This is a genomic window from Nocardia sp. NPDC056611 (assembly GCF_042792755.1).
In the GTDB taxonomy this organism is placed as follows: domain Bacteria; phylum Actinomycetota; class Actinomycetes; order Mycobacteriales; family Mycobacteriaceae; genus Nocardia.
The window spans coordinates 645,141-661,902 of the sequence record NZ_JBHTVV010000004.1 but is presented as its reverse complement, the minus strand read 5'-3'; the positions used below and the strand labels follow the sequence as shown (position 1 = coordinate 661,902).

Annotated in this window: 15 protein-coding genes and 1 tRNA gene; 10 read left to right on the top strand and 6 right to left on the bottom strand. The window is 68.6% G+C overall.

What is annotated here, in order from left to right:
* Positions 1-474: 474 nt before the first annotated feature.
* Positions 475-726 (top strand): hypothetical protein, encoded by a 252-nt coding sequence (locus ACFRAQ_RS24365; protein WP_379103288.1) that lies wholly within the window; start codon positions 475-477, stop codon positions 724-726.
* Positions 727-1,410: 684 nt separating this feature from the next.
* Here ACFRAQ_RS24365 and ACFRAQ_RS24360 read toward each other — a convergent pair.
* The 3 genes from ACFRAQ_RS24360 to ACFRAQ_RS24350 form a co-directional block, all read right to left on the bottom strand.
* Positions 1,411-1,495: transfer RNA gene (locus ACFRAQ_RS24360), tRNA-Ser, on the bottom strand.
* Between the two features lie 65 nt (positions 1,496-1,560).
* Positions 1,561-1,995 carry a MarR family winged helix-turn-helix transcriptional regulator gene (locus ACFRAQ_RS24355; protein ID WP_379103773.1) on the bottom strand — a complete coding sequence of 145 codons (435 nt, stop codon included), beginning with the start codon at positions 1,993-1,995 and terminating at the stop codon, positions 1,561-1,563.
* A 170-nt stretch (positions 1,996-2,165) separates the two neighbouring features.
* Positions 2,166-3,344, bottom strand: a complete 1,179-nt coding sequence (locus ACFRAQ_RS24350) for an alpha-hydroxy-acid oxidizing protein (protein ID WP_379103286.1) — start codon at positions 3,342-3,344, stop codon at positions 2,166-2,168.
* A gap of 293 nt (positions 3,345-3,637) precedes the next feature.
* Between ACFRAQ_RS24350 and ACFRAQ_RS24345 the strand changes: the two genes are divergently transcribed.
* Positions 3,638-4,630, top strand: coding sequence for an NAD(P)H-quinone oxidoreductase (locus ACFRAQ_RS24345; protein WP_379103283.1), 993 nt, complete (start codon positions 3,638-3,640; stop codon positions 4,628-4,630).
* 21 nt (positions 4,631-4,651) lie between these two features.
* On the opposite strand, the gene ACFRAQ_RS24340 is transcribed toward ACFRAQ_RS24345, so the two are convergent.
* Positions 4,652-5,857: a cysteine desulfurase-like protein gene (locus tag ACFRAQ_RS24340; protein WP_357088066.1), complete on the bottom strand. Its 1,206-nt coding sequence runs from the start codon at positions 5,855-5,857 to the stop codon at positions 4,652-4,654.
* A gap of 227 nt (positions 5,858-6,084) precedes the next feature.
* Here ACFRAQ_RS24340 and ACFRAQ_RS24335 point away from each other — a divergent pair, with 227 nt between their 5' ends.
* The 7 genes from ACFRAQ_RS24335 to ACFRAQ_RS24305 all read left to right on the top strand — a co-directional run bounded on the left by ACFRAQ_RS24335 (position 6,085) and on the right by ACFRAQ_RS24305 (position 12,974).
* On the top strand, positions 6,085-6,681 hold the full coding sequence (locus ACFRAQ_RS24335) for a bacterial proteasome activator family protein (protein ID WP_379103281.1): 597 nt from the start codon (positions 6,085-6,087) through the stop codon (positions 6,679-6,681).
* Positions 6,682-6,823: 142 nt separating this feature from the next.
* A complete protein-coding gene (locus ACFRAQ_RS24330) occupies positions 6,824-7,648 on the top strand; it encodes an ABC transporter permease (RefSeq protein ID WP_379103279.1) in 825 nt (274 codons plus the stop codon).
* 7 nt (positions 7,649-7,655) lie between these two features.
* Positions 7,656-8,477 (top strand): ABC transporter ATP-binding protein, encoded by an 822-nt coding sequence (locus ACFRAQ_RS24325; protein WP_379103277.1) that lies wholly within the window; start codon positions 7,656-7,658, stop codon positions 8,475-8,477.
* Positions 8,474-9,397 carry a glycosyltransferase gene (locus tag ACFRAQ_RS24320; RefSeq protein WP_379103275.1) on the top strand — a complete coding sequence of 308 codons (924 nt, stop codon included), beginning with the start codon at positions 8,474-8,476 and terminating at the stop codon, positions 9,395-9,397. Before ACFRAQ_RS24325 ends, ACFRAQ_RS24320 begins: the two co-directional genes overlap by 4 nt.
* A 271-nt stretch (positions 9,398-9,668) precedes the next feature.
* Positions 9,669-10,775: a ribosome small subunit-dependent GTPase A gene (gene rsgA, locus ACFRAQ_RS24315; protein ID WP_379103273.1), complete on the top strand. Its 1,107-nt coding sequence runs from the start codon at positions 9,669-9,671 to the stop codon at positions 10,773-10,775.
* 125 nt (positions 10,776-10,900) lie between these two features.
* Entirely contained in the window at positions 10,901-12,298 is a 1,398-nt protein-coding gene (locus ACFRAQ_RS24310) for a sensor histidine kinase (RefSeq protein WP_379103271.1), read from the top strand.
* Between the two features lie 28 nt (positions 12,299-12,326).
* Positions 12,327-12,974 carry a response regulator gene (locus tag ACFRAQ_RS24305; protein WP_379103269.1) on the top strand — a complete coding sequence of 216 codons (648 nt, stop codon included), beginning with the start codon at positions 12,327-12,329 and terminating at the stop codon, positions 12,972-12,974.
* Here the strand turns inward: ACFRAQ_RS24305 and ACFRAQ_RS24300 are convergent, their stop codons facing one another.
* Both ACFRAQ_RS24300 and ACFRAQ_RS24295 read right to left on the bottom strand, forming a co-directional pair.
* The gene (locus tag ACFRAQ_RS24300) at positions 12,975-14,501 is read right to left on the bottom strand and encodes an alpha/beta hydrolase (protein WP_379103267.1); all 1,527 of its coding nucleotides are present in this window, start codon (positions 14,499-14,501) and stop codon (positions 12,975-12,977) included.
* Between the two features lie 11 nt (positions 14,502-14,512).
* Positions 14,513-15,688: a serine hydrolase domain-containing protein gene (locus ACFRAQ_RS24295; protein ID WP_379103266.1), complete on the bottom strand. Its 1,176-nt coding sequence runs from the start codon at positions 15,686-15,688 to the stop codon at positions 14,513-14,515.
* A gap of 224 nt (positions 15,689-15,912) precedes the next feature.
* Here ACFRAQ_RS24295 and ACFRAQ_RS24290 point away from each other — a divergent pair, with 224 nt between their 5' ends.
* Positions 15,913-16,761 (top strand): SDR family oxidoreductase, encoded by an 849-nt coding sequence (locus ACFRAQ_RS24290; protein WP_379103265.1) that lies wholly within the window; start codon positions 15,913-15,915, stop codon positions 16,759-16,761.
* Position 16,762: the final 1 nt, after the last annotated feature.

The window sequence follows — 16,762 nt, the reverse complement described above, 5'->3', positions numbered from 1 at the left end:
GAACTCATCGCCGGGCCTGAGCATGGTTGCCACCCTCCGCGCCCCTCTCGCGCCCACTGAACGTCGAACTGACTCTACGCAGACAATCGCGCCGGCGTGGGGTTAGCGAAACAAGGCGATTTCAATCGACCGACGCACTACGTCGCCGAACCTCATCTTCCACCACCACCTTGAGGCGAGCCATGCGCAAACCACCGCCCCACACAGCCCGGGTCACTGAGGCTGCACGAACTGGGACACAGAAGCCCCACATCAAGCAGATCCCCCGTTGCGGCGCAAAGCATCCCGAGTTGCAATACCCGATCCACGGGAGCAGCTACAGCAACGAAACAACCTGGCGGCCAGTGCAATGCACGGTCCCAGTCGACCGGCACACCGAATGGTGTGCCGTCGGTTTGAACGTCTATCTCTCCCCGGTCCGCTGGAAGGACTGATCCCCCCGACAAGAAGTCTCAGACCTTCACCCCGGCCGAGTTGCAGAAGGTCCTTCGTGTCGCCGGGCAGCCATTCACCCGCACCGAGGCCGAACGTCCTCCGAGCAAGTTCCGCCATCCGGAGCGGCTGGAGCACGCCTGGCACCTGTCGTTGAACGGTTTGCGCCGTGGCGAGATGTGCGGCCTGCGCTGGCCCGATATCGTGTGCCGGGCGTCCTGGAGCCGGATCTCTTTGACGCCCGCGCGGCGGAGCAGCATCTTCCACTGGAAGCTGAGCTGTGCTGGCTTGTAGGGACGCCCCAGTTCGTCGCAGACGACATAGCTGTCCTCGCCGCTCCAGGATTTTCCGGCGGCCAGTTTCTCCTAGCAGTACTGCTTCCAGGCTGCCCGGAGTACATCCCGCAGTTGCTTCGTGAGCGGCAACGTGCTCACCGTTCTCGGTCTTCGGAGAGCCTTCATCTCAAGGGCATCACGACCCACCGCCACGCCCGGGTGCCGCAGGTTTTCACGGCGAGCTGTCCGACTTCGGAGGCCGTCTGGTCGTAGACGATCAATGCGCCTCCTGAAGTCCGGTAACCGCCTGCATGACGGCGGCGGCCTCGGCGAGAGCGTCCTTCTGGCCGTGGACGTAGGTCCGCATGGTGAACGACGCATCGCCATGGCCCAGCGACCGCTATGCGGTTGCCGCTGGTGTCAAGATCAGCCCGTGGCAGCGCACTGTACTTCGCGCCTACTTCGAAGACGACGCCAAGAATCCGGCTGGCCGGGTGAATCCCGCAGTGTCGCAACGACGCAATGCCAGCCGGGGCCGAGGGCTCGGAATCGCGGTTTCCTGCACGGACGAGGCGATGGGGTACGAGCCTCGATGACACACAGCGAGGACACACATTAAATCCTGTGTGTCGCCGTGTGTCTCGAACCTCAACAGAACTACACAGCGACCCACGATCGATACACGAAACCGCAGGTCATCTAGCGGAAGCGGAGGGATTTGAACCCCCGGTTGCTTTCACAACGCTCGCTTTCAAGGCGAGTGCATTCGGCCGCTCTGCCACGCTTCCAAGCGGACTGATGGTAACTGATGGCGCGTGCGGTCGGCCTGCCGCTTCCAGATCCGCGTAGCCGGTCACTCCGGATCGGCGGCCGACCTGGTGTCGGCGCGGTGGTCGGCGGCCAGATTCACCAGGTCCAGGGCCGCGGCCACCGCGGCCAGCTGCTGCGGGGTGAGCAGGTCCACGAAGAACCGGCGGACCGCGGCGACGTGGGCGGGCGCGGCGGTCCGCAGGCGGCACAGGCCCTCGTCGGTGAGCTGGGCCAGCACACCGCGGCCGTCGTCCTCGCAGGCGATGCGGCGGACCATGCGCTCCGCCTCCATGCGGCGGACCTGGTGGGTGAGGCGGCTGCGGGAGGACAGCACGCCGTCGGCCAGGTCACTCATGCGCAGGGCGCGGCCGGGGGCCTCGGAGAGTTTGGTCAGGATGCGGTACTCGGCCAGGGACAGATCGCAGTCGCGTTGCAGCTGCCGGTTGAGGTCGGACATGAGGCGCTGGCTGCCGTCCATGTAGGCGCGCCAGGCACGCTGCTGCTCCGGGGTGAGCCACCTCGGTTCGAGCGTATTCCGGCCCGCGGCCGCGGCCACCGGCTCATTGTTGTGACGGCGTGTGATCGCCCCTCCTCAGCTCGGCGGTCCCGCGCGGTTTCCCCCCCGCAGGATTCCTCCGCGCGCGCGGGCTAAACGCGGTAGGACGAGATCATGGTGCGGCTCAGCTCGTGCGGACCGCGGCAGCCCGAAAGCCCCATGGCCGCATCGAAATCCGCGAGCAGGCAGCGCAGCGCGTGGCGCACGCCGTCCGCGCCCGCCAGGCCCAGGCCGTACACCCAGGGGCGGCCGTAGAGGACGGCCTTGGCGCCCAGGGACAGCGCGATCATGACGTCGGACCCGGTGCGAATACCGGAGTCGAAGAGCACGTCCGCGCGATCGCCGACGGTGGCCACGATGGTCGGCAGCGCGTCCAGCGCGCCGATCGCCCCGTCGACCTGCCGGCCGCCGTGATTGCTCACGATCACCGCGTCCGCGCCCGCGTCCACCACCTGACGGGCGTCGTCGGGGTGCAGGATGCCCTTCACGGCGATCGGCAGTTCGGTCCAGTCCCGCAGGCGGGCGAGGTCCGCCGGGCGCAGCGCGTGATTGCCGAACAGCCCGGACCAGGTGAGCACGGCCGCGCGCAGCGCCTCCTCGCTCTCCTCCGGCGGGACGCTCAGCTTGGCCCGGAAGACCGGGTCGGACAGGTAGTTGGCGATGCCCTGGCCGTGCAGGAACGGCAGGTGGCCGTGCTGGAGATCGCGGGGCCGCCAGCCCAGCGCGGGGGTGTCGGCGGTGACGACGATGGCCTTGGCGCCGGCCTTCTCGGCGCGTTCGACGAAGGAGCGGGCCAGCTCCGTGTCATTGGGCCAGTACAGCTGATACCACCAGGCCCCGGCCCGGGCGCCGACCTCCTCGATGGTGGAGGAGGCGGCGGTGGACAGGCACATGCCGATGCCCAGTTCCTTGGTGACGTCGGCGACCAGGGTCTCGCCGCGCTCGCGCAACAGACCCAGCACGCCGACCGGCGCGGTGAGAATCGGTGCGGCCAAACGGGTTCCGAGCACCTCGACCGAGTGGTCGCGCGCGCCGGGCCCGCTCGCGCCACGCAGCACACGCGGCAGCAGCCGGTACTTCTCGAAGGCGGTGAGATTGGCGTGCGCGGTGCGTTCGGAGGACGCGCTGCCCGCCACATAAGCGAAGGCCGCCGGATCCAGCTCTTCCCGAGCCCGCTCTTCCAGGCCCGCCGCGGTCATCGGGAGCGCCGGGACAGCGCCCGCCAGACCGGCGAGATAGATCTCGTTCTGGAAGTCGACGAAACTGCTCATGCCCCGGAACGCTAGTACTTTCGACCCGGCCGCGTAGGGGGTCGAAAGTACTCGGGGACTATCGGCGGTTTCGGACGCGGACCAGGGCGCGCGGGGCGTCGTGGGCGACGAATCCGGACATCGCCATGGCGGCCAGGATGACCATGCCGCCGAGAACGGTCAGGGTGGTGATCATGGAATCTCCTTTCGAATCCCTCCACACACACGGTGCCGGTCGAAGCTAAGAGGATGCTGTACCGCGCCCGAGGGTGGCCTGACAGTAATCGGTGCGGCTCGGTCGTAGGCTCGTTTTCATGTATGCGGTGACACTCGACGGTTTCGGTGGGCCAGAGGTCATGAAATGGGCGCAGGTGGACGACCTGCCCGCGCCCGGACCGGGCGAAGTGGCGATCGATGTGACGGCGGCGGGGGTGAACCGCGCGGACCTGCTGCAACGGCAGGGCCTGTATCCCCCGCCGACCGGCGCGAGCGAGATCCTGGGGCTGGAGGTCTCCGGGACCGTCGCGGAAGTCGGTCCCGGCGTACGGGATTGGCGTCCCGGCGATCAGGTGTGCGCGCTGCTGGCCGGCGGCGGTTACGCCGAACGGGTGAACGCGCCCGCCTCGCAACTGCTGCCGGTACCCGACGGCCTGGACGTGGCCGCCGCGGCCGCGCTGCCGGAGGCGGCGGCCACCGTGTGGTCCAACCTGGTGATGACCGCGGGTCTGCACAGCGGGCACTTGCTGCTGATTCACGGCGGCGGCAGCGGTATCGGCACGCACGCCATCCAGGTGGCGCGGGCGCTGGGCGCGCGGGTGGCGGTGACGGCCGGATCGCAGTTCAAGCTGGACCGGTGCGCGGAATTGGGCGCGACGGTGCTGATCAATTACCGCGAGCACGATTTCGTGACCACGCTGCACAGCGAATATCCGGGCGCCGACATCATTCTCGACAATATGGGCGCGTCCTATCTGAAGCGCAATGTCGACGCGCTCGCCGAGGACGGGCATCTGGTGGTGATCGGCATGCAGGGCGGCGTGCAGGCGGAATTGAATCTGGGCGTGCTGCTGGGCAAGCGGGGCTCGGTGCACGCCACCAATCTGCGCCGCCGTCCCGAGCACGGGCGCGGGTCGAAGGCGGAGATCATCACCGAACTGCGCCGCCACCTGTGGCCGTTGATCTCCGATGGCACCGTGGCGCCGGTGGTGTCGGCCGAGGTTCCGGTGACCGAGGTGGCGCGGGCGCACCGGCTGCTGGACTCCGAGCAGACCGTCGGCAAGGTGATCCTGCAGATCCGCGAGGTCTAGGGCCTGGGTGGCCGCACGATCTTAGGTGTCGAGGGCGGCCAGCGCGCGGCCGAGCTGGTCGATCTCGAAAGTCGTTGTGTAGGGCGCGAGTCCGATGGTCACCGCGCCGCCCTCGTCATTGACGCCCAGGGCGTCGAGCAGGCGGCTGCCGCCGTGGGAGCCGCTCAGCGTGCCGATGCGGGCGTCGGCCAGCTTGGCGGAGACCTTCTCCGCCTGCATGCCCGCGATGGTGAAGCTCACCGTCGGGATGCGGGTGGAGGCGCGGCCGATCACGGTCAGATTCGGGATGGTGTCCAGCACCGCCATCAGATGCTCGAAGAGCTGGTCGTGATAGTCCTGCAGCGAGGTGATCGACATCTCCAGGCGTTCGCGGCGGGTGCCGGTGGCGCGTTCGTCCAGCGAGGCCAGGTAGTCGATGGAGGTGGTGAGCCCGGCCAGCAGCGCGTACTGGTGGCCGCCCACCTCGAGCCGTTCCGCGCCCTTGGCATAGGGATTCAGCGACATGGACGGAATCCGGTCCAGGAAGGCCGGGTCGCGGAAGACCAGCGCGCCGATCTGCGGGCCGCCCCAGGCCGGTGCGCTCAGGGCGATCACGTCGGCGTTGAGTTCGTCGATGTCGATGAGCGCGTAGGGCGCGGCGCCGAAGCAGTCGGCGACCAGCAGGCCGCCGACCTCGTGCACGCGGTCCGCGGCCACCCGGACCGCGGGCGCGGAGCCCACGATGGGCGAGGCGGCGGTCAGCGCGACCAGCCGGGCGGTGGGCCCGATGAGCTCCTCGAACTGCCAGGCCGGCATCTCGCAGGTCTCGATCTCGACCTCGGCCCAGCGCACGTGCGCGCCATAGCGATTCGCGATGCGCAGCCAGGGCGCGACATTCGCCTCGTCATCCAGGCGCGACAGCACGATCCCGGTGCCCAGACCCAGCCGGGAGCTCAGCGATTCGGCCAGCCAGGCCAGCAGGACCGCGCGATCCGGGCCGAGTACCACGCCCGCCGGATCGCCGCCGACCAGATCGGCGACGGCCTCGCGCGCGGCCTCCAGGATCGCGGCGCTGCGCTTGGCCGCGCCGTGCCGATTGGAGTGCGAGAACGCGGAGGTCCGGAAACCCGTTGAGACGGCCCGGGATACCGAATCCGGGACCAGCATGCCCGCTTGAGGGTCTAGATGGATCCAGCCGTCGCCCAGGGACGGAATCAGGCCCCGCACCCGTGCGACGTCGTAAGTCATGCTGGCCACTCTAAAGGGAGAGGGCACGACTGGGTAACGGTAGGGATGGAAGCGTCCACCCAGAAAGGGACGACCAGCATCTACCGAACAAACTGGACGGGACGTCGCTGTCCGGTCTATCCACGGCTTCGTTTCACACGGGGCGGGAGTTACACCTGCGGCGCCAGATGCTTGCGGGTTGGGGTGTGACTTAGCGGGTTCGGTACGGATTGGGCAGGATGGGAGACATGACGCAATCCGATGGGGTTCCGGAGAACATTGTCGTGATCGGGCCCGAAGGGAAGCCGCTGTTCATCCCGGCGGCGGCCCAGATCGGCGGCGATCCGGTGGAGATCACCGGACAGGTTGTCGGTGATGATAATTCGGGCATTCTGGACGACTCCCAGGAGAAGGAGGAGTCGCTCGCCGACATGGTGGAGCAGCCCGCGAAGGTCATGCGCATCGGCACCATGATCAAGCAGCTGCTCGAGGAGGTCCGGCACGCGCCGCTGGACGACGCCTCCCGCACCCGGCTGCGCGAGATCCACCGCACCTCCATCCGGGAACTGGAAACCGGCCTCGCCCCCGAACTCCGCGAGGAGCTGGAGCGACTGGCTCTGCCCTTCACCGACGAGACCATCCCCTCCGACGCGGAACTGCGCATCGCCCAGGCCCAGCTGGTCGGCTGGCTGGAGGGCCTCTTCCACGGCATCCAGACCGCCCTGTTCGCCCAGCAGATGGCGGCCCGCGCCCAACTCGAGCAGATGCGCCAGGCCCTCCCGCCCGGCATGAGCCACGGCGACCCCCGCGGACAGCAGGGTTCCGGCGGCGGTCAATACCTCTGACAGCCCGTCCTGCCGCCGATACAACGCGGTCGGCGGCAGGTTCTGCGCGCAAAGCGTTTGCCATTAGATAGGGTCGGGTGCTGTGCCTGCTGCTGCTCCCCCTGACTCGGCGAAGACCGACGTGCGCCCGGACACTGAAATAGTGCCGCTGGTGTCGGACTCCCAGTCCTTCGGTCGCGCCTTCAAGGATTTTCGCGACGGGTTCTCCCAGCGTGAACTATGGCTGGCATTGGGGTGGCAGGACATCAAGCAGCGGTACCGGCGCTCGGTGCTGGGCCCGTTCTGGATCACCATCGCCACCGGTTTGCAGGCCGCCGCGATGGGCGTGCTCTACGCCACACTGTTCGGGCAGTCGCTGAGTTCGTATCTGCCGTACGTGACAGTGGGATTGATCGTCTGGAATGTGATCAATGCCAGCATTCTCGAAGGCTCGGATGTCTTCATCGCGAATGAGGGCTTGATCAAACAGCTGCCGTCGGCGCTGAGCGTGCACGTGTACCGCTTGGTGTGGCGGCAGTTCCTGTTCTTCGCCCACAACCTGATCATCTACGCGGTGATGGTGCCCGCGTTCGGGATCTGGCGGCATCTGCACTGGTCGGCGCTGCTGGCGATTCCGGCCCTGGTGCTGCTGTTCCTCAATGCCATCTGGGTGACGATCGTGTTCGGCATCTTCAGCACCCGCTATCGGGATCTGGCGCCGATCCTGGGCAGCACCACCCTGATGTTGTTCGTGCTCACCCCGGTCATGTGGAAGACCTCGGCGCTGTCGGGCACCGCCAGCGATCGGGCCAAGCTGGCCGAACTGGTGCCGACCTTCCACTACCTGGAGATCGTGCGCGCGCCCCTGCTGGGCGACCCGATCCACCTGCGCAGCTGGATTGTGGTGGTGGCGATCACCGTCGTCGGCTGGATAGTCGCGATACTGGCTATGAAGAAGTTCCGTTCCCGAGTCCCCTACTGGGTGTGAAGGCTCAATGACCGACCATGTGAGTATCGAGACCCAGAACGCGTGGGTGGAATTCCCCATCTTCGACGCCAAATCCCGGTCGCTGAAGAAGGCGGTACTGGGTTCGGCCGGTGGGGCCATCGGGCGCAACCAATCCGATGTGGTGGTCGTGGAGGCGCTGCGGGATATCTCGCTGTCGCTGAAGGAAGGCGATCGCGTCGGCTTGGTCGGCCACAACGGCGCGGGCAAATCGACACTGCTGCGGTTGCTCTCGGGCATCTACGAACCGACCCGCGGCAGCGCGCGGATTCGCGGCCGGGTGGCGCCGGTCTTCGATCTCGGCGTGGGCATGGACCCCGAGGTCTCCGGCTACGACAACATCATCATTCGCGGCCTGTTCCTCGGGCAGACCCGCAAGCAGATGCTGTCCAAGATCGACGAGATCGCCGAATTCACCGAGCTGGGCGACTATTTGGCGATGCCGCTGCGCACCTACTCGACCGGTATGCGGGTGCGTCTGGCGATGGGCGTGGTGACCTCCATCGATCCGGAGATCCTGCTGCTCGACGAGGGCATCGGCGCGGTCGACGCGGAATTCATGAAGAAGGCGCGGGTGCGTCTGCAGGAATTGGTCTCGCGCTCTGGCATTCTCGTCTTCGCCAGCCATTCCAATGAGTTCCTGGCCCAGTTGTGCGACCGCGCCATGTGGATCGATCACGGACAGGTGCGCATGCAGGGCGGCATCGAGGACGTGGTGCGGGCCTACGAGGGCCCGGAGGCGGGTGATCACGTGGCGCAGGTGCTGCGGGATCTGGAACGTGAACGTGAACCGGAACGGAATCCCGCATGAGTGAGCCATCCACCCCCCTTTACGGCGACGAGGCCCGCATCGTCGCCATCGTGGTCACGCACAAACGCCGGGAACTGCTCGCCGAATCGCTGAAGGTGCTGAGCAGCCAGACGCGTCCGGTCGACCATCTGATCGTGGTCGACAACGGCAACGAGGCCGAGGTGGGCGAGCTGGTGAAGCAGCAGCCCATCGAATCCACCTACCTGGGTTCGGAACACAATCTGGGCGGCGCGGGCGGTTTCGCGCTCGGCATGCTGCACGCGCTCACCATGGGCGCCGACTGGGTCTGGCTGGCCGACGACGACGGCCGGCCCGAGGGCCCCGACGTGCTCGCCACCCTCTTCGACTGCGCCGAACGGCACTCGCTGGTCGAGGTGTCGCCGGTGGTGGCCGATATCGACGACCCGGACCGGCTGGCCTTCCCGCTGCGGCGCGGCGTGGTGTGGCGGCGACTGCGGTCCGAGCTGGGCGACGAGGACTTCCTGCCCGGCATCGCCTCGCTGTTCAATGGCGCGCTGGTGTCCGCGACGGCCGTCGACAAGATCGGCGTGCCGGACCTGCGGCTGTTCGTGCGCGGTGACGAGGTGGAGGTGCACCGGCGGCTGGTGCGGTCCGGGCTGCCCTTCGGCACCTGCCTGCAGACCGCCTACCTGCACCCGAACGGCTCGGCCGAGTTCAAGCCGATCCTGGGCGGGCGCATGCACACCCAGTACCCGGACGATCCGGTCAAGCGGCACTTCACCTACCGCAACCGCGGCTACCTGATGGCTCAGCCGGGCATGCGAAAGCTGTTGCCGCAGGAGGTCGCCCGCTTCGGGTGGTTCTTCCTGGTGCAGCAGAAGGACCCGGCCGGGCTGATGGAGTGGCTACGCCTGCAGCGGATGGGCCGCCGGGAGCAGTTCGACAAGCCCTCGTCGTAGGTGAGTCCAACTCTCGGACTCTCCGGGGTAAACCCCGAAGGACCGGGCGAGAAAATACGTTGCGCGCAACGGGGACAGGCTGCCAAGCTTGTCCCCGTTCTTGTTGGGAGCGGTCGCCTCGGTGACGGCATGAGGAGAGATGGGAGGTGGAGTTTCGTGACGACGACTGTGCGGATTGCCGTGCCCGCGTTCACGCGCGCGGTGCGCGCCTCCACCTCGAATTCCCCTCGCTGAGTCCATGATCCGGGCTCGGCCCGTCGAAGGACTCCACATGTCTACGGTCGATCTCGACCTGCTCTCCCCCTACGGCTGGAACTCCGCCCTGGCCGCCGACTATCTGCCGCTGCTGGGCGAGGACCTGATTCCCGCCCGCGTGATTCGCATGGATCGCAGTGAATGCGATATCGCCGCCCCACTGCCCACCGCCGACTACCAGAGCCGTTTGACGGCCGCGGTGGTCCGCGCACAGCTTCCGCGCTCGGATTCCGAGGTCAGCGGATTGTGCACCGGCGACTGGGTGGCCATCGACCGCGGCCGCACGGTGCGAGCCCTGCTGCCGCGCCGGACCGCGATCGTCCGGGCGGCGGTCTCCGGGCAGCCCGAGTCCCGGGCCAAATCCGCCCACCAGGTGCTGGCCGCGAACGTGGACACCGTGCTGGTGTGCACCGCCGGTGACGGGGACGTCGATCTCGGGCGCATCGAGCGGCTGCTCGCGCTGGCCTGGGAATCCGGCGCCCAACCGGTGGTGGTGCTCACCAAAGCCGATCTGGCCCACGATATTCCGATCGAGGACGTCCGGGCCGCCGCGCCCGGCGTGACCGTGCTGGCGGTCAGCGCTTCCGGCGGTGTCGGCATGGATGTGCTGACCTCCCTGCTGTCCGGCACCGTCGCCCTGATCGGCCCCTCGGGTGCGGGCAAGTCCACGCTCGCCAACGCCCTGCTCGGCGCGGATGTCTTCGCGACCCAGGCGGTCCGCGCAGGCGACAAGCGCGGCCGGCACACCACCGTGCACCGCGAACTGCGGCCGCTGCCCGGTGGCGGCACGCTCATCGATACGCCGGGCCTGCGGTCGGTCGGTCTCTGGGATGCCGCGACAGGTCTGGGCCGCACCTTCAGCGACGTCGAATCCCTGGCCGGACGGTGCCGGTTCGCCGACTGCGACCACCGCACCGAACCGGGGTGCGCGGTGCTGGCGGCCATCGCATCCGGTGAGCTGCCGCAGCGGCGCCTGGACAGCTTCCGCAAGCTGAGCCGGGAGAACGACTGGCTGGCCTCCCGCACCGACGCCCGGTTGCAGGCCGAGCGCAAGAAGGTGTGGAAGGACATCAACAAGAGCCAGCGCCGAATGTACAAGGAACGCGGCGGCAAGCAACGCTGACCGGGCCCGGAAGCGGCGCGCCGGAGTGAACCAACGCGGCGCGCCGAATCCGGCCAGGTCGGCGCCGGACAGTACCCGGCGGAAGGCCCCGACTATGCCCGTTTCACAGCCAGTAGGTTGGTGGCATGACTGCCGACCCGATGCCGGAGCACGGCCCGGATCGCCGGGCCGGCGGCGCGGCGGTGGATGCCCGGGGCGATGGTGATTCCGGCGCCGCCGTTCCGAGCGCGCGACGGTGGACGGCGGATCGGCTGCGGGCGCTGCCGGGGAGCATCGGCTACCTGCTGATCGGTGGCGCTACGGGAGCCGCGGCCGTCCTTGCGACGGTCGGTGTGCTGCTGGTGGCGGCCACCAGTCTGATCGGCGTCGGTATTCCCGCGATTCCCGAATTCCTGCGGCTGATCCGGCCGCTGACCGGGTTCGAGCGGAGGCGGGCCGGAAAACGACTGGGCGCGCCGATCACGGTGGCCTACCGGCCGATGACGGGCGGGCTCCAGCAGCGGCTGGCGACCTCCTTCCAGGATCCGGCGAACGCGCGGGATATCGCCTGGCTGTGCGTGCACGGGGTGCCCGGCATGGTGGTCGCGCTGTTCTCGATCGGACTGCCCTGGGGCTTCCTGAATCAGCTCGCGATACCGGCGTATTGGCGGATCGTGCCGCCGGGCACCGTCGAGAGCTTCGGTTTCGTCGTGGATTCGTGGCCTCTGGCCGCGCTCAGTGCCCTCATCGCGATTCCCTTGGCCGCCTTGGTGCTCCAGATTCCCGCCGTGGCCCGCTGGCAGGCGCTGCTGGCGCGGACATTGCTCGGGTCCCCGCGGGCCGAGCTGGCGGTCCGGGTCGCCGAACTCACCGCCACGCGCGCGGCCGCCCTGGACGCGCACGGGGCGGAACTTCGACGCATCGAACGGGATCTGCACGACGGTGCGCAGGCGCGAATCGCCGCGGTGATCATGCAGCTCGGACTGGCGGACCAACTGCGGCAACGCGATCCGGGTGCGGCGGAGGAGCTGGTGCGCAAGGCACAGGACACCGCGGAGGCCGCACTCGCCGAACTGCGGGACGTCGTGCGGGGCATCTATCCGCCGGTGCTCGCGGATCGTGGTCTGGCGAGCGCCGTTTCGGCGCTGGCCGCCCGCTCGCCGATCCCGTGCGCACTCGATATCGACGGGGAGGAGCCGCGCGCCGCCGCACAGCGGGGCCAGGATCCGATCCCGGCCGCGAGCACTCGATTCCGGCGACGGCCCGCCGCGGTCGAAGGGGCCGCGTACTTCGTGATCGCGGAAGCACTGACCAACGCGACCAAACACTCCGGGGCCCGGCAGCTCCGAGTCGGCCTCGGGGGTACCGCCGAGGTATTGGTCGTCGAGGTCCGGGACGATGGGATCGGCTCGGCGATCGAGATCGCGGGTGGCGGGCTGGCCGGAATCCGGCGGCGGGCCGAGGCGCTGGACGGCCGGATGCTGCTGAACAGCCCGCCGGGCGGGCCCACCCTGGTGCGCGTGGAGCTGCCGTGCGGATCGTGAAGGAACCGGTGAACGAGGTGGTGGCGTCATGCGGGTGGTGATCGCCGAGGACGACGCGCTGCTGCGCGAGGGACTGGCGCTGTTGTTGAAGACCGCCGGTATCGACGTGGTCGCGGCGGTCGACAATGCCGACGATTTCCTGCGGGTGGTCGCCGCCGACCGGCCCGACGCGGTGGTGGTGGATGTGCGGATGCCGCCCACCTACACCGACGACGGGCTGCGGGCAGCGGTGCGCGCCAGGCAGATTCATCCCGGCCTGCCGGTACTGGTGCTCTCGGCCTGGGTCGAGGACAGCTACGCCGCCGAACTGCTCGGCGACGGGGCGGGCGGGATCGGCTATCTGCTCAAGGAACGGGTCGGGAAGGTGGATCGCTTCCTGGATTCGCTGCGCCGGGTCGCCGAGGGCGGGACCGCCATGGATCCCGAGGTGATCTCCCAACTGCTGGTGCGGCGCAAGACCGACGACCCGCTGGCGGGCCTCACCCCGCGCGAGCGGGAGGTGCTGGCGCTCATGGCCGAGGGGCTCGACAATGCCACGATCGCCGAGCGCCTCGTGGTCACCGAAGGCGCTGTGCTCAAACACATTCGGAACATCTTCGCCAAGCTGGGGCTGTTCGCCGACGAGGTGGGGCACCGGCGGGTGCTGGCCGTCCTCGCCTATCTGAACGCCGGCTGATCACTCGTCGCGGCAGGTGAGGTCGGTGGCGGGCAGGACGCCGTCCGCCAGGTAGGTGTTCACCGTGTCGTAGACGCAGGCGTTCGGGTAGCGGCCCAGGATCGAATGGATGCCGACGTCCTGCAATGTCACCATGCGGGAGCCGGTCAGCGCCCGGTGCATGGCGAGCGCGCCGCCATAGCTGGTGCGGGTGTCACCGGTGGCCTGGACGATCAGGCTCGGCATCGCATTGGCGATGGCCGTGGGTGATTCGACGGGCGGGGCCCAGAACGCGCACGGCGTGATGTTGTTCGCCAGTGCCCCGAAGACCGGCTGGGTGGCGCGGGAGGCCTCGAGGTTGCGCCAGTACCAGGCCGGATCGCGGGGCGCGCCGACATCTCCGCAGAGCACCGCCATGGACGGTGACATGTCGCGGGGCTGGGCGCGCAGTATCACGGCCAGGCTGCCCGCCAGGTTCTCGTCCGGCTCGACCCGCTGCCCGTCGGCGGCGTCGGCCAGTTCCCGGATCTGTTGTGCGGCACGGCCGTAGTTCTGCGGGGAGTCGAAGGCGATGTAGAGCACCAGGGGCAGGGAGTGCGCGTCGACGTCGAAGTCGCCGATCCGGATGGGCTGGGTCGCGGCGCGCGCGATGAGCCGCTGGACCAGGTCACGGACGGCGGCCGCGGTCGCGCCGAGGTGGTATTCACCGTCACGTTCGGCGGTCCAGGCCGCCCAGGCGTCGAGCGCGGCCTCATTGGGCGCGCCCATGTCCTGCACCATGCCGACCACGCCGTAGCGGTCGGGGTCGACACTGCCGTCGAGCACCATGCGGTCGGACCGGTCCGGGAACATCTGCATGTACACCGCACCCAGGTAGGTGCCGTACGAGGTGCCCACGTAGTTGATCCGGCTTTCACCGAGCACGGTGCGGATGACGTCCATGTCGCGGGCGGTATTGCGAGTCGTCATGTGTGGCAGCCGATCTCCCTCGGCGGCCGCGCACCGTGCCGCCAGATCGGACTGGCTCGCCACGGATTCGGCGAAACCCTTGGCGTCGACTCCCGCGAACTGCAATCCGAAGCCGGTCGGCCAGTGGCAGTTCACGGCGTCGGACCGGCCCACGCCGCGGGGATCCATGCCGATGAGGTCGTAGCGGGCGCGGACCTCGGGAGTCAGGGCCTTGCTGGCATCCACGAAGTAGTCCAGGCCCGCGCCACCGGGACCGCCCGGATTCGACAGCACGACGCCGCGCCGTCGCGCCGGGTCGGTGGCGGGGATGCGGGAGAGAGCGACGGTGGTCGTACGGCCCTGCGGCTCGGCGTAATTCAGCGGCACGGTGATGTCGGCGCACTGCCCGCCCATACCGTCGAGTTCCAGAATATCGCACGAGTTCCAGTCCAGCTGCTGGTGGTAGTAGCGGTCCAGGGGCGCCGCGGCCGCAGGAGGCTCGGTGACGGCGGCCGCGGTGAGCGCGGCTCCCGCCGCCAGCCCGGTCACCGCCAGTGCGGCCAAGCCCCGCCGAGTGCGGGCGATCTCGCGAAAACGCACGGAGGTTCCTCTCATGAGCAGAAGGCGGAGTCGAAGACCTTGGTCACGACCTCGGAAGCGGCCCGGTCGGCCAGGAGCTGATTGACGGTGACCACCACGGCGGTGCCGTCGGCGGCCACGCCGGTGTGGGTGCCGAAGCCGGGAATGCTGCCGCCGTGACCCCACACCTCCTTGCCGCATGAGCTCGCGTGGTGGATCAGTCCGAGCCCGTAGCCGGAACCGGGTTCGCCGCGATCCCAGGGGACCGTCCGCTTCATCTCCGCCAATTGGGCGGCGGGCAGCAGCTTCCCGGCGAGCAGGGCGGTGAAGAAGCGGTTCAGGTCGGCGGGCGTGGCGATCATCGCGCCCGCGGTATCGGCCCAGGACGGGTCCAGCTCGGTGAAGTCCTCTCGGCGGCCGTCGATTTCATGGTATCCGCGCGGATGCGGTCCCCGGATCCCGGTCTCGCGCGAGTCCGGGAAGTAGGTGTCGCGCAGGCCCAGCGGCTCCAGGACGCGGCGCTCGACCTCGGCGGCGGCCGGGCGGCCGGTGACCTGCTGGATCAACATGCCGAGCAGGATGTAGTTGGTGTTCGTGTAGACCGAGCGCGCGCCGGGCTCGAATTGCGGTGGCATGGCCATGGCGATGCGGACCAGGTCCGCCGGTTCGTAGTGGGACCGGCGGAGTTGATCGGAATCGGCGGTCAATTGCCCGGACCCGGGCGCGGCGGGGTCGCGGCCCGCCAGATATTCGGGCAGGCCGCTGGTGTGCTGCAGCAGCTGCCGGACCGTCACGCGATTGCCGTCATTGCCGTTGCCGCGTACCACGCCCGGTAGATAGCGCTCTATCGGAGCGTCCAGTTCGACCGTGCCCTCGCCGACCAGCTGCAGCACCACGGTGGCGACGAAGGTCTTGGTGTTGCTGCCGATCCGCACCCGCGCATCCTCGGGGATCGGTGCGCCGGTGCCCAGGTCGCCCACGCCCGCGGTGAGCACGTGATGACCGCCCGGTCCGTCGAACACGACCTGCGCGCCCGGGAAGCCGCCGCGGACCACGCCGTCGAGGGCGTGGGTGATGGTGCGGTAGATCTCCTTGCGAGCGGGTTCGCCGCTCCCGGGGTCGGTGCCGCACGCCTGGGCCGCGAGGACGGCCAGGACCCCGACACCGGCCAGCAGAGCCCGCCCGCGTGGCCGCCGCAATCCGCTCATGGAAGACATTCCTCCTGTTCAGGCCGGGTTTTCCGGCCCTTTCGAGGGTAAAGACGCGTACGGGTGCGGCCCATGCCCCGAGCACCCGGATCGCGGTCGTGTCGGCGGCCGGGTGCTCGGTAGTGCCAGCACTACTGCCCGAGATGCGAGAGTTCCGGCCCGCCGGCCCGGTGAGGCGCGGATGATCGGATTCAGGGCGACAACAGCAGAAGAGGAGTGGATCCATGACCGGAGCACAGAAGCCGCTGGCGGGTCGGACCATGATCATGTCGGGTGGCAGTCGCGGAATCGGGCTCGAGATCGCCAAGCGGGCGGCCGCGGACGGCGCGAACATCACCCTCATCGCGAAAACCGATGTGCCGCATCCGAAACTGCCCGGCACCATTCACACCGCGGCCGCCGAACTGGAGACCGCGGGCGGCACCGTCCTCAAATACCTCGGCGACGTGCGCGATGACGAGGCCGTCGCGGACGCGGTACGGCAGACGCAGGAGCGGTTCGGCGGCATCGACATGGTGGTGAACAACGCCTCGGCCATCGACATCTCCCCCACCGAGTTCCTGCCCATGAAGAAGTACGACCTCATGCAGGACATCAACTGCCGCGGCAGCTTCCTGCTCTCCAAACTCAGCATCCCGGCGCTGAAGGATTCCGCCCAGGCCGGGCGCAATCCGCACATCCTGACGCTGTCCCCACCCCTGAACCTGGACCCCAAGTGGGCGGGCATGGCCCTCGGCTACACCATCGCCAAGTACGGAATGTCGCTCACCACACTGGGTTTGAGCGAGGAGCTGCGCAAGTACGGCATCGGCGTGAACTCCCTGTGGCCGCGCACCACCATCGCCACCGCGGCCGTCAAGAACCTGCTCGGCGGCGAGGAGATGGTCTCCACCTCCCGCACCCCCGACATCTACGCCGACGCCGCCTACCTGGTCCTTATCTCCCCCGCCAAGGACACCACGGGAAACTTCTTCATCGACGACGAAGTCCTTGCGGCACACGGCATCACCGACCTGGACAAGTACCGCGTCACTCCGGGCGACGGCCCGCTCACCACCGACCTGTTCCTCTGAT